This is a genomic window from Halopelagius longus (assembly GCF_900100875.1).
Lineage (GTDB): Archaea > Halobacteriota > Halobacteria > Halobacteriales > Haloferacaceae > Halopelagius > Halopelagius longus.
In genome coordinates this window covers 68,983-80,442 of the sequence record NZ_FNKQ01000002.1, presented here as the reverse complement: position 1 = coordinate 80,442, position 11,460 = coordinate 68,983, and the positions used below count along the sequence as shown (strand labels likewise).

General features: G+C 49.7%; 10 protein-coding genes. 4 read left to right on the top strand and 6 right to left on the bottom strand.

Annotated features, from left to right (window positions below):
* Positions 1-77: 77 nt before the first annotated feature.
* Complete coding sequence (locus tag BLS11_RS06265; protein ID WP_092534716.1) at positions 78-449, top strand: hypothetical protein; 372 nt, start codon at positions 78-80, stop codon at positions 447-449.
* Between the two features lie 92 nt (positions 450-541).
* Here the strand turns inward: BLS11_RS06265 and BLS11_RS06260 are convergent, their stop codons facing one another.
* From BLS11_RS06260 to BLS11_RS06245, 3 genes are all read right to left on the bottom strand, one after another.
* A complete protein-coding gene (locus BLS11_RS06260) occupies positions 542-736 on the bottom strand; it encodes a hypothetical protein (protein ID WP_092534713.1) in 195 nt (64 codons plus the stop codon).
* A gap of 613 nt (positions 737-1,349) precedes the next feature.
* Positions 1,350-1,895 (bottom strand): hypothetical protein, encoded by a 546-nt coding sequence (locus BLS11_RS19015; protein WP_139172778.1) that lies wholly within the window; start codon positions 1,893-1,895, stop codon positions 1,350-1,352.
* Entirely contained in the window at positions 1,879-2,064 is a 186-nt protein-coding gene (locus BLS11_RS06245) for a hypothetical protein (RefSeq protein ID WP_092534707.1), read from the bottom strand. Before BLS11_RS06245 ends, BLS11_RS19015 begins: the two co-directional genes overlap by 17 nt.
* Before the next feature lie 799 nt (positions 2,065-2,863).
* Between BLS11_RS06245 and BLS11_RS19010 the strand changes: the two genes are divergently transcribed.
* Positions 2,864-4,690, top strand: a complete 1,827-nt coding sequence (locus BLS11_RS19010; RefSeq protein ID WP_139172777.1) for a hypothetical protein — start codon at positions 2,864-2,866, stop codon at positions 4,688-4,690.
* Positions 4,691-5,438: 748 nt separating this feature from the next.
* Here the strand turns inward: BLS11_RS19010 and BLS11_RS06235 are convergent.
* The gene (locus tag BLS11_RS06235) at positions 5,439-6,284 is read right to left on the bottom strand and encodes an HNH endonuclease (RefSeq protein WP_092534701.1); all 846 of its coding nucleotides are present in this window, start codon (positions 6,282-6,284) and stop codon (positions 5,439-5,441) included.
* A gap of 192 nt (positions 6,285-6,476) precedes the next feature.
* On the opposite strand from BLS11_RS06235, the gene BLS11_RS19005 reads away from it, so the two are divergent.
* Both BLS11_RS19005 and BLS11_RS19990 read left to right on the top strand, forming a co-directional pair.
* Positions 6,477-8,873 (top strand): hypothetical protein, encoded by a 2,397-nt coding sequence (locus BLS11_RS19005; protein ID WP_139172776.1) that lies wholly within the window; start codon positions 6,477-6,479, stop codon positions 8,871-8,873.
* A 234-nt stretch (positions 8,874-9,107) separates the two neighbouring features.
* A complete protein-coding gene (locus BLS11_RS19990; protein ID WP_092534698.1) occupies positions 9,108-9,416 on the top strand; it encodes a zinc ribbon domain-containing protein in 309 nt (102 codons plus the stop codon).
* Between the two features lie 170 nt (positions 9,417-9,586).
* Here the strand turns inward: BLS11_RS19990 and BLS11_RS06225 are convergent, their stop codons facing one another.
* Together BLS11_RS06225 and BLS11_RS06220 are read right to left on the bottom strand one after the other, a co-directional pair.
* Complete coding sequence (locus tag BLS11_RS06225; protein WP_139172775.1) at positions 9,587-10,261, bottom strand: hypothetical protein; 675 nt, start codon at positions 10,259-10,261, stop codon at positions 9,587-9,589.
* Positions 10,262-10,336: 75 nt separating this feature from the next.
* Entirely contained in the window at positions 10,337-11,392 is a 1,056-nt protein-coding gene (locus BLS11_RS06220) for a tyrosine-type recombinase/integrase (RefSeq protein WP_245698782.1), read from the bottom strand.
* Between the last annotated feature and the right edge of the window lie 68 nt (positions 11,393-11,460).

Genomic DNA, 11,460 nt, shown 5'->3' with positions numbered 1-11,460 from the left:
ACGTAGCGCGCAAAATGTCATACCCTCAAGTAAACCACTGATCCAACATTTTTGTGATTGCGGCGGGCAGAACTATCGTGGCCGATTTCAAACACGTATCCATCGGTGCGATCGCCGGAGTGCTTATGGGTGGAGCATACTACGCGGAGGGTCAGTGGGACCCGCAACTGTTGTTCTTCCTCGGCCTCACGTGGGGGCTGGCCGGGTGGTTACTGGCTCGAAATCGCCGTACTTTGAATGATGCTGAACCACTCCAACAGATTCTGTACGTCGGCTTAGTGATTGGAACTCCGATGTTTAGTATTCACCCCGAGCTCCCGCTGGGTGACCTTCGGATGGCGCTCGTCCTGCTTACCATGGGTGTTGCAGCCGCGGGTATCGGGTTGGGCGCCGAAATGAGCGAAGCGTCTCGCGAGGAGCAGAGCACCGCGGTGGCCGACCCCCACTGACCAGTAAGCGACATTCCGTGGTACCCGTCGCCGTCCAGTACGGGACCAGATTCGACCCTCGGTCACTCACGGTCAGCCGCCTGTAGACGGACTCAACACCGCTCTCCCCAGTCTCGCCAGTCGTGGGTGTCGTGCAGGTGCGCCTCGATTTCGATTCCGCACCCCGAACAGTAGAACGCACCTCCCTGATAGCCGGGCTGGAACTCCTTCTCCTCACCGTGTTCGGGACACCGTACGCGAACCCCTCGTTCCGGCCCGTCCGGCCGTTCGATTTCGTACGTGGTCATCGTCTCCTACTAGCGAAGGCGACGCTAATACACTATCGTGCGGAGACGTGAAAGTCGTGGGGCCGGATTCGAACCGCGAGGACTTCGCTTCGCTCGTCCTCTGGGCCGCGAATCCAGCCTGCTCCCTCACTCGTTCAGAGTGCGGGACCGGATTCGAACCTCGGTCGCTCACGTCCGTTCGCTCCCTGCTTCGAATCCGCTCGTAACGGTTTTCGTCCTCGCTGTCGCTCGGACAGAAAATGCGCGGGACCGGATTCGAACCGGAGCAAGAAATGCTCGCTCCCGATGGTCGCTGCGCGTTCCTTGCAGGGTTCTCTCCGGCCGTTGCGCAGACATGCCTCTCACGTTCGTTCGAGGCAGTATGCGCGGGACCGGATTCGAACCGGCGGACCCCTATGGGACAGCGTCCTAAGCGCTGCGCCGTTGGGGCTCTCCTTTGCAGGAGAGTATTACCGCATTGTCCCCTCTTGTCGCGTCTGTTTAAGTCAAATGCAGCAGACTACTTAAACATTCAGGGGGACAGCGTTAAGCGATACTTCGAAAATGACACCCACATGAACAACGATCCGTCTCCGCGCTCTGTTTTTGGCCCTGTTGAAAGAGCATGAATGTTCTATTCGCGTTCCAGATCAAACTCATGTTCCCGCTCTTCCTCCGACTCCTTCTCGTGAACAAATCGGACAGTCTCCCGTGGAGTTTGTTCCTCCTTATTATCCTGTTGGTGAGGCCCTGCACGTTCAGACTCAAATTCATCCAGGTTTCTATTCTGCAGAGCTCGCTTCTCCACGGGGGTGTGGTCCAAGGCACGGTCCGATCGCTCACGGCGCTCCTGCCTGGCATCAATGTACGCGTTCTCCCCGTATACATTGTAGACGACCATCTGTGAATCAGATTCCTCTAAAGGCAGCCCTACCTCGTGCTCCCACTTGCGTCGTTCTCGTTCGGGGTTTTCTTCATGTTGATCTTCACGGGACTGTTGAATACTCAGTCTCCGGAAGGCTCCAAAAAGCGCAATGTACAGGGTTCCGATACCTGCCAACTGGGAAAGAGGAATACCCATCACCGATACTTGGGCCAGCAGGAGGACCAGAAAACCGAAGATGCCAACTATCTCGAAGAGACCAAAGATTCGAGTCGAGTCCTCAAACAATCTCTTCATTATCCTTTGTAGCCCCCATACTGAACGCCGCCAGAAGCACGCCGACAATGAGGAACGCGATAGCAACGGTCTGAGCGCCAGAAGACGGATTAACCAGTATAAGGATCCCTGCGAGCGCGTACAGCGTGTATCGCACGTAGGCGATACCGTCCCAGAACGCCTCGTTCATACAGCCACCGTTGCGACAGAAGCACAAAGTTGTTTACCTACGAAACACGTTGAACAGCCCTCCTTCTCAATAAGCGACCAGTATTCAGCATAACTCTCCAGTTTTCTGAAAGTGACATCATCGCGCGGGAACGCACCTCCCGTGTTTGCTTCGACAGAGGCCCTTCGATCAAGTTTGGAATCGAGCCCTATGACCTACCCAAAATTGCCAAATTTTCTCGCGGTGGGTCACGTTGGTCTACGACTGTGGCACTCAGTCGTGTTCTAACCTTTTAGGAAGGGGCCTTCTATGATTCAAGCAGTATCGCTTCCTGCCGAGGACTGACTGGACCCGAGAAGACCCCTTCTGTATGTCCGTCGTTTCAGAGTCCTCATGGCTGGTGTCGAGGGTCAATTGCCAACGATCTGACCAGGAAGATACCCTGAAGTGGTTAGTGACCGGATGAACGTTAGTCCCGACGGGTTGGAAGCCTACTACGACTGGGTTCTGAAGCGAATGGTGGCCAGCAACCGAATCAGTTCGCAGAGGTATACTCTTCGAATATAGTTATTCTCTAAATAGGAACATTTATGTTCGTGGAGCACGTCTATTAACTGAGGAGAAGTCGTCTTCTTATCTTCGTGACTCAGACCTTAGACACGCCATAGAGTACCGTCTCAGGTCGTTATGATGGCTTTGCGAAATCTCGCGCGCCAGAGATGCTTACGCGTTTAGCTGGCATTCTGCGATTGAAGCGGCTGAATTGCTGTTTGGGCTCGCTGAACACGTAGTCCAGGATTGACTAATCTCCTTACGAACAATGAGCGCTGGAAAACTACATCCGCAGAGTGGTATCACTATCCAATTAGCTCGAAAGCGTCTCAGTCAAGAGATAAAACGGGCATTCGACCAAGACAGTCCGGTACTGATTGAAGCGCTCCCCTCGGTCGGAAAGAGTAGAGGGGTTGTGGAGTGGGCCGCAAAGTCCGGAAAACCGCTAACCATATTCACCTCCCGGAATGACCTGTTCAATCAGTATATCGGCTGGTGTCATGAACTTAGGCTTACTCCTCGAAAACTACCCTCATTCCATGATGACTGTACAACTGCAAACGGAGAACACGGAGACAGATGGAAGACCAACGTTAGAGACGTCTACCGAGATTCCGGGCTACGTCCGGGGGAGATCCACACTCAGGCAAAGACGTTGTTTGGGCAGGAACTCCCCTGCAGCAAGAACGGGACCTGCCCGTACATCTCCAGACGAGACTTTGATCCCGACGCGTATGAGGTTCTAATAGGGCACTACCGGCATGCCCACGTTCCGGCGTACGTCGAGGGAAGGTACGTCGCAATCGATGAGTTCCCAGAAGGGGAGTTCTTGACCACGTATAGCTCCGAGACGGTCAATAGAGCCGTAAGCACGTATCTGGATGAACATGATAGTCTTCCCTTCACCTACGTGAAGGACTTAGAAGAGTATCGGAGAGTTCCCTCTCGCAAGCAGGATGGAATGGTTTGGTTCAACACCCACAATCCAGGACTCAGAAGGGACGTTGCTGGTGCAGCAAAGAATGTGACTGGAAGTGCTCACGCACGAGCACCTTCTATGACCTACGCGATCCTCAATGCGGAAGACTTGGAAAACCGGTGGGAATATGCCGAACTTCCGAATGGCCAGCGTGCAGTAAGAGATCCAGAAGGGCAGTCACTTACGATTCTTTCACGTCCCCCACTTGGCGAGGCAGAGGGAGTGATAGCGCTCGATGGAACGCCTACAGTTGAGCAGTGGCGTCTACTGTTGGGTGAAACGCTCCAGTGGTCCCAAATCATGTCGAACGAAGAGAAGCAAAGCTACCTCAGTAATGTTCTCAATCTGGATATCATTCAGACAGTGGAACCGACCGTAGCGAAGCCCTATTCCGGAGGAGGAGGCGTGACAGTAAGGCAAGACCTCACGCTCATTGAGGCTATTAGCAACCGTGAACAGTGTAAGCCCGCTCTGATCACCTCACAGAAGGCGCTGCAGAAGTACAAGCGGGAGGGTCTCTCGAAGTTCGTCGGAGAAAGTGCCTATTACGGTGGTATAAAAGGGAGCAACAGATTTGCTAAAACGAGAGTTGGTATCGTAGCAGGAAGCCCACATTACGGTGATAGTCACATGGAGATGTGGTCCGCACTGGCGGGGAAGTCTGCCTCACGAGAAGATGATTCACGGGGGATGGACGCTGACTATGGCCCATTCGGGAACAAAATCCTCCACGGAATGCGGGAACAGGAAGTCCTGCAAGCCGTGATGCGGTTTGGACGGGATGGTGAAGGAGCGACTGTCTATGTTCACACCGCGGCTCTTCCTAATTGGGTCAAGCGTAGTGAGCCAATTCCAGACGTGAAGAAATGGTCCTCTGGAATGCGAGAGATTATCGAGGCGATCCAGAACCATACTGAGGAAACGTGGGTAGGTCACGACATCGCAGATGAGGTCTCGATCTCATATCAGCAAGTGATGGTCAATCTTCGTTCACTCGAAGACCTCGGCTACATTGTTAGTGAGAAATCAGGAAAAACTAAAATATGGTCTACCAAATCCCTGGACTCTGTAGGTGACTTTGGCCACGTCCAGTTCTCGTCGTTTTCTGGTTCGTAATGTCCTACGGTTATAAAGATAGACGTTTAGTAGTCTTATTGGGAGACTTGATTGAATCAGTAGCCTCTCTAAGGCAGGAAGGGCACAGAGTGACAGAAGACCCTTCAACTTGAATTGAATCGACGGCCTCTTTTGAGCGAGAACGCCTCATGGTGGCTATCAAGTCTTTCTCGTTAGAGACTACTGATACCCTCTTCAGTGGTCAAGAGTCCTACTGGTGGGGTTCAGGGGAGAGAGACCTGGTCAGGAACCACCCCCACATTACTACCAGTAATAATATGAGGGCCTGGTTATAATCACGCTCTTCCTGCTTTGGTTTGATCGTCTGTGCCAAGACTCAAGCAAACAAGAATTAGGCAATGCGTGTGGGAAAATCAACGGAACATTTCGCGGCAGGTTACGTTATTCAGTGGACACACCCCATCGTCGTGTTCTAACCGGCCTCTCTCAAGGAGATTGTTACGAAAACGCACCTATACCTGGTAGGTCGGATGGGTATTTATTCACCATCGAACTCATGTAGATCATGCCACGGTATCAGCAAATCATGTACGCCTCGAAGGGGTAGTTGAGCAAGTCTACTCTGAACCGTACAGTGATATCGACCAGTTAGAGGTGAAGGGTTCCTGCATTTCAGGAACCGTAGGAGGATAGTTGGGTACGGCCTTGTTGAAACCCTTGGTGAGAAAAATGATGGGTGAATAGGGCAGGAGATGGATAACCTCCCGAAGTTACGACTTCTCCGACTTCACGGCTGAATACGTTGGTTTCGCATTTTCGCATTCTCAATGAGACGGTCATTTAACTGATCGCCATACTGTCCATGATGGACTTCTCGGTGGCAATTTGGACAGATCGCGATTACGTTTTCGGGGTCATCTACACCACCGTCACTCACCCGATAGAGATGATGTACTTCCAGAAATGGCTTCCCCCCGTTAGAAACAAACGGTGCTTCCTCGTTGCAGGCTTGACAAACCCCATCGGCCATCTTGAGGGCAAAGTCTCGAACGAGGTCGCTACGTGTATATGATGTTCTTGCCCCAGGTTTGGTCGAAGTGGGTACTTCCTGTGTACTCTCTCTGGCCCGCTTGAATAGGTCTTCTCGCGAAAGATTGGCTGCTTCTGATTTATTTATACCTGGATCAAGTCCACCCAACGGTGTTAATTTAAAGCGTATTGCGTCACGCATTTCGTCGTTGTCATCTGGAGCTCTTTCCCAGTAATGGTCTATGTATTCATACTCTCCATCATAGGTCACTACGTCTGCTCCATTGTGCTCATCCACCTTCTCGAAGACAAATAATGAATCGCCGTTCTCTTTGTGATTCAAGATACGCTCGTTCCCGCCATCGAAAGTCATGTCGCCAACTCGACCCTCTCCAGAGTAGACAAAATGCCCGTTTTCGAGAAACCTATCGCTATACCCATGTTCTTCAGAAGCAGGATCCGTGAAGATGAATATAAATGATTTTGAGGAGGGGGTCGAGATTCCGTGCTGACGCTGTCCCTGAAATTGATCGTGGAGCTCTTTTCGGAGATACTGCCTTCCAACCTCAAATTGAGGTTTTCCAGGAACGTCACTGATCTTCATCGAGTAACGGACTCTGCTATTTTGCAATATATCTGCCCCATTCACCCCTACCAACCAAACTAAACAGAATCCCGAATGGCTGGCGACGAAATCTCCGGATGGGGTTGATTCGTAGGCATAGCCTCACTAATTCGCATCACAGACATCATGTGAGTAGAAACCATTTTATGCTATGGTGTAAATTCACCTTCAATGTCATCAGAATCTGGAAGCGGTCCAGATGAAGGCTCAAAGCTGAATCTCCCTAAATCGGACGAATTTTGGCGGCTACTTCTCGGCAGAAGATATGATAATCTAAAGCAAAAAGAAAGAACTGATAGCAATTTACTCAATGAAATTTACCGGCGAGAGGGGCAAATTGTTGATTCACTCTATGGTTCAAAGCAGGCTCTGATATCTGAAATACAGTCTGATGAAAAAGATCCAGAGAAGGTCTTGATGACGGTTTGGGCTGAGGGGAAGTGGCAGGAGAAGAGTCCAGGTGACGAATTTGAATTTGAATCTGGAGATGCTCTCCAAGAGGAATTAGGACGGATCTCGAAGGAGAAATTTGTCGTTGATACGTTATATAATAGTCTGATAATCATTTGGACACAAAAGCAGGTCTCTCGCCCCAGGGAAGAGGACCAGACTGTTAGAAGCTATTTGGACAGCGATTGGTCGCCGCTCTTTGTCCGTCGAAGGGAATCCACATTAATCGAAATTAGAGGACCGAAACGACGGCGTCACCAACTCAACTCTGAGTTTTCAGAGGAAGGTGCCGCTACTAAAATTTTAAAAGAGCGTTCTGAGGAATCAGTCTTAGATGACCTATCCACCATATTTGGTGAACAACTGGCTTCGCTTGATCTAATTGAGGTTCGGTTCAGACAAAGTAGACTACCTAACGGTTCTCAGCTAACCCTTCGGAATATGTCGGGGGTACAGGAGGATCTACAGGATGAAACCATCAATCCAAAAGTTATCTCTCCTGAGATTGCGTCAAAAATAGCGTATCTGAAGTTTAGAGATCAAAACAGCGGGAATATAGCCACTATCAAGGTAGTACGTCAGACGAGAGGGTTTTCCTTTGAGATTCAAGCAAATTACATCGATGACGAGGAGACAGAAGCTATTAAGAGCGTAGTTGAAGACAATTTTAACATTTCATTCGATAAAGTATATCCGTACCATCTCCAGTATCAAACAGACTATATTCTTCACCAAATATTATCTGGGAGTACTGAAGCATATCAGACCTATTATGACGATCTCAAAAAGAAAGAGAAGGAGATCATAGATCCGTATCTCAACTATACTCAAGAAGATCAATTCGTTTGTTGGGGATGTAGAACCGAATATGAGGAGAAACCGACAGAATGTGAGGAATGTGGTAATGAATCATTTGACTCCAAAAGTGAACTTTCTATCGACCACGAACTCATCTACGACGATGTAGTAGATTCCTTAGCGGATCTGGGCCAGACGGTTGAAAGTGAAGAGTTAGATGTAAAGATCGAAGGGTTACAGATGAAGGAAGTCGAAATAGGTTCCAGCGATTACATTCGTGCTCTCTTCCGCCGTACACAGAACTCAGGACAGGGAGGGCTTGAAGCGACACAGGACTATCGATACGAGTACTTTATTTATCCCCTGTCAGGACACAAACCCCAAAGAATCGGACAGTACCTTTTGAATACAGTTTTCGTCACATATGGGACTGCGTATGAACAGGAGTTAGATAATTATGGAACTGTCCACTTATTGGAATTATTGCGCTCCAAGGATCCTGGTCAACTACTCCTTGAGGCCATTGAAAAAAGTCATCGAGGGACTCAGGACCGATACAGAAACCGAGCAAAGCAGGCAGTTCGCAATCTAAGACAGCTTCAGTCGAAAGTAGATACTGGAGTGATTAACGACTATGGCTCTGAGGATGGTCCAGAAGATGAATTCCTGGACGGCTATTCAGCAAAAAAGTTTGAGAAAGACGTCTTCCATCTATTGAAATCTATATTCAACTTTACTGAAAGGTGGGGGCGAGAAGGCAAGAAGGAGACAGATGGTTGTTTGGTGATTCCGAAAGGTGATGAGGGATACTGGGTCGGTGGGTATGATCCTAAGCTAACGACTGATGCAAAAGGATATAACATACGTTCCACAGAGAAGGATAAGGTCGCATATTATATTCTTGAAGAGAGTGACCGAGAATACATCAAAGATGTGTTAAAGGACGGTGATCCTATCGATGCCCACATATTCATTTCAGACATATTTAGAGATGGTCAATTTGGGCCAACTGCTGATAGAGTAAAAGATTGGTTCTCATTGGTCAAAGGTGAGGAATCTACACTTGACGTGCCGATAGTTTTCCTTCGAGTTGAGGATTTACTCGGACTATACGAAATATTCGATTCTAATTACACATTCCTACGAGAATATCCTGGAGTAATGGCTACGTTCCGAGAGGAAGTTGTTAACCAACTCTCAGCCAAGAGTGGACATATCGAGTTTGACGAGGAGTCATGTGATGAAATTAAAAAGAAGCTGATTCAAGAACTGGACGGAAGGGATAAAGATAGGGATATACAGGAATATACAGAAAGTTGATTGAAAATCTGTGAAGGTTATAAACAATAATGTCCTTCGTCCTTTCCAAGATCTCTATTTAATATCGACCGGCCATCGCTATCCTGACCGCTCATTTGTCCTGTAAATACCTATCCTGCTTTCAAAGCACAGTCCTGTCCCTACGAAGGACTGCGGGAAGTACGGAGAGCATTCAGGTCGAGCCATCCAGCAGCGGCAGTGCAATTATCATGCCTCAACTGAGTGTATAGTTCGATGAAACAAAATTACTGTTCAAATTGTGGAAATGAATTGGCCTCGGATGCCTCTTTCTGTTCAGATTGTGGTGAAGCAATTGCCGCAGGAGGAGAACCGAAGTGGGTCACGGAAAATATACTTTGGTTCCAAAACCTCGCAATCGTTGGTGCAGTGATGTTCATAGTAGCAATTATTTATCTCACCATCCGACCAGAGTCTTCTGGGAACTCAGACACCTTTGCTGGTAATGTGATGTTGGTCAGTATGTCGATCTTGGTCGGCTCTTATTATCTCTACAGAAGAGCACGAAGTGGAACAAGCACATAACATCTCTGTGTGGGGAATTTGTGTAGGAGAACGGTCCTTCTCTACAGATGGTCGCGGGAGCCTTTAGCGTGAAGGAGATAAGAGGAAAAGACTCAGAACCCCTCATGCTGTACTATGATTGACTGCTGGTAGCTACTTTTCTACTAACCCACAAACGTAAGGTCGATTTTCTATGCACCCTCTGAGTTCAGTAAGCGGTCAGGAAATAAGTCTGAAGCGAGATTGATGAGATTGTACTCTAATGCCTCAAGACTTGTCTCAAAGCCGTAGAATGGACCGGTATCCTCAATCTGCCACGCTCTCGCCCAAAAGTAAATTTCCTCACGTAATGTCCTTGAATCCGGTACGAAGAGCGCATCAGCCCACTTCTGGTACTTCCCCTTTGGGTCTCTATCTCGATTCACGCTCTCATCGTCCTGATGGTTGAGAACAACTGCACTGAGTTCTCCAATGTGGTAGGCGTATCCGTCACCCCAACGGGCAAATTTTGTATTATTGGTTCGGATGTTCTGGAGATTCGCACTTAGCCCTTCATCGTCACGACCGTACTTTCCAGCCTTCCCAATGTATCTGGGTACGAGGGTATCTCCGTCAAGAGTATACATCATGTAGATAACGCCCTCGTAGTTATCGTCAGAGTCCTTCCAGTCCTCGACTACCTTCCAGCCCTCTGTCCGGAGATGTGATTCCATCTGGCGGCTTCGTCGGAGAACAGGGCGATTATCTCTCCCATGCCTTTTGACGGATACTGTTCCTTCAGCATCAGTATCGTACAGAGGAATGGGCTGGTCATATGAAACGTATTCATCTATCCATTGGTTCCAGACGTCCTCTTTGGAGGCCATTTGACAATAGACTAACTTCGGAAGAGTAAGTTAAAGATACGTTCTGGCCACTTCCCCTTCCCGCCAGATAGAGGCCTACCCCATCCGATCTAATGCATCTCTGCGGTCCTCAACCGGGACTTGATCGTACTTCATTGTCGTTTTCGCATTCTTGTGACGGAGTTGTGCCTTCGTTGCTGCCAAGTCCCGTTCCTTCGTCATGAACGTCCCCACAGAGTGCCGGATAGTGTACCACGACATCTGGCGGGAAGTAGTATCGATACCTGCTCGTTCACAGAGCCGGTGGAGGAGACGTCGAAGTTCGTTTGCTCCGTAGCGATTCCCGTGTCTTGTGAGCCACAGAGAGCGGGTGTCGGCGTACCGGGGGTGTTGGCTTCGTTCGTCAATCCAGCGGTCCAGAGCCGTTGCTGTTCGGTCTGTGAGGCTAACAGTCCAGTTCCCCTCGTTCTTACTGGACTCTTCACGGGGGATACGGAGTACTCCATTATCGACGTCAACCCAATCTACAGTTGCGCGACCTACCTCAACCGGACGGAGTCCCGTATCGAGACTGGTCCACACCAGCGAGGTGAACTTCCAAGAGCCATCGGTCACAGCGAGAGCGTCCTTGTCTTCTACGCCGTAAGCGGGGTTCCCGTCGATACTGAGCGCTGCCTGTCGAACCTTCCTGCGTTCCTCGATAGAGAGGAAGTCCCGAGGCCCGGAGTTACCGCCGCCGCTCTTGAACTCCCATTGGAACTCCCAGTCAGCTACCCCATACTGGTCGGACAACCACTTGGAGTACCGCCGGAGCATTTCGAGTTTCTTGCCCTTGGTCGAATCAGAGACCTCGCTTAGAGCAACCTGCTTCATGTACTCCGCAGCGTCGTCTTCTGTAGGCGGGAACCGGTACTCCCCGCCTTCCTGCCATACCCAACGGTCGAACGCGGCGGCTCTGTAACCAGTGTTGTAGACCGTGTAAGGAGAGTACCCCTTCGCCTTCTTGGGATTCTTTCCGAACTTGAGGAGGAACGTGAGAAACGCCTTCCTGTGTTCGTAATAGTCTATCTCCTCCTTCTCCGTGAGCAAGTCAGCGTTTGACTCGGGGACAATGACGATGTTTCTACTCGGTTCCATCTCGTCGCCGTCCATTACGGGACAGCGTTCCAGTGTGTTTGGGCGTTCGTCTGACATAGGCTGTCTTTTTTGCAGTCAGACGC

What these genes read in the sequence shown, in the direction of transcription:
- BLS11_RS06260 (WP_092534713.1), bottom strand. Translation starts at nt 736, where the DNA reads ATGACCACGTACGAAATCGAACGGCCGGACGGGCCGGAACGAGGGGTT.
- BLS11_RS19015 (WP_139172778.1), bottom strand. Translation starts at nt 1,895, where the DNA reads ATGAAGAGATTGTTTGAGGACTCGACTCGAATCTTTGGTCTCTTCGAG.
- BLS11_RS06245 (WP_092534707.1), bottom strand. Translation starts at nt 2,064, where the DNA reads ATGAACGAGGCGTTCTGGGACGGTATCGCCTACGTGCGATACACGCTG.
- BLS11_RS19010 (WP_139172777.1), top strand. Translation starts at nt 2,864, where the DNA reads ATGAGCGCTGGAAAACTACATCCGCAGAGTGGTATCACTATCCAATTA.
- BLS11_RS06235 (WP_092534701.1), bottom strand. Translation starts at nt 6,284, where the DNA reads ATGAAGATCAGTGACGTTCCTGGAAAACCTCAATTTGAGGTTGGAAGG.
- BLS11_RS19005 (WP_139172776.1), top strand. Translation starts at nt 6,477, where the DNA reads ATGTCATCAGAATCTGGAAGCGGTCCAGATGAAGGCTCAAAGCTGAAT.
- BLS11_RS19990 (WP_092534698.1), top strand. Translation starts at nt 9,108, where the DNA reads ATGAAACAAAATTACTGTTCAAATTGTGGAAATGAATTGGCCTCGGAT.
- BLS11_RS06225 (WP_139172775.1), bottom strand. Translation starts at nt 10,261, where the DNA reads ATGGCCTCCAAAGAGGACGTCTGGAACCAATGGATAGATGAATACGTT.
- BLS11_RS06220 (WP_245698782.1), bottom strand. Translation starts at nt 11,392, where the DNA reads ATGGACGGCGACGAGATGGAACCGAGTAGAAACATCGTCATTGTCCCC.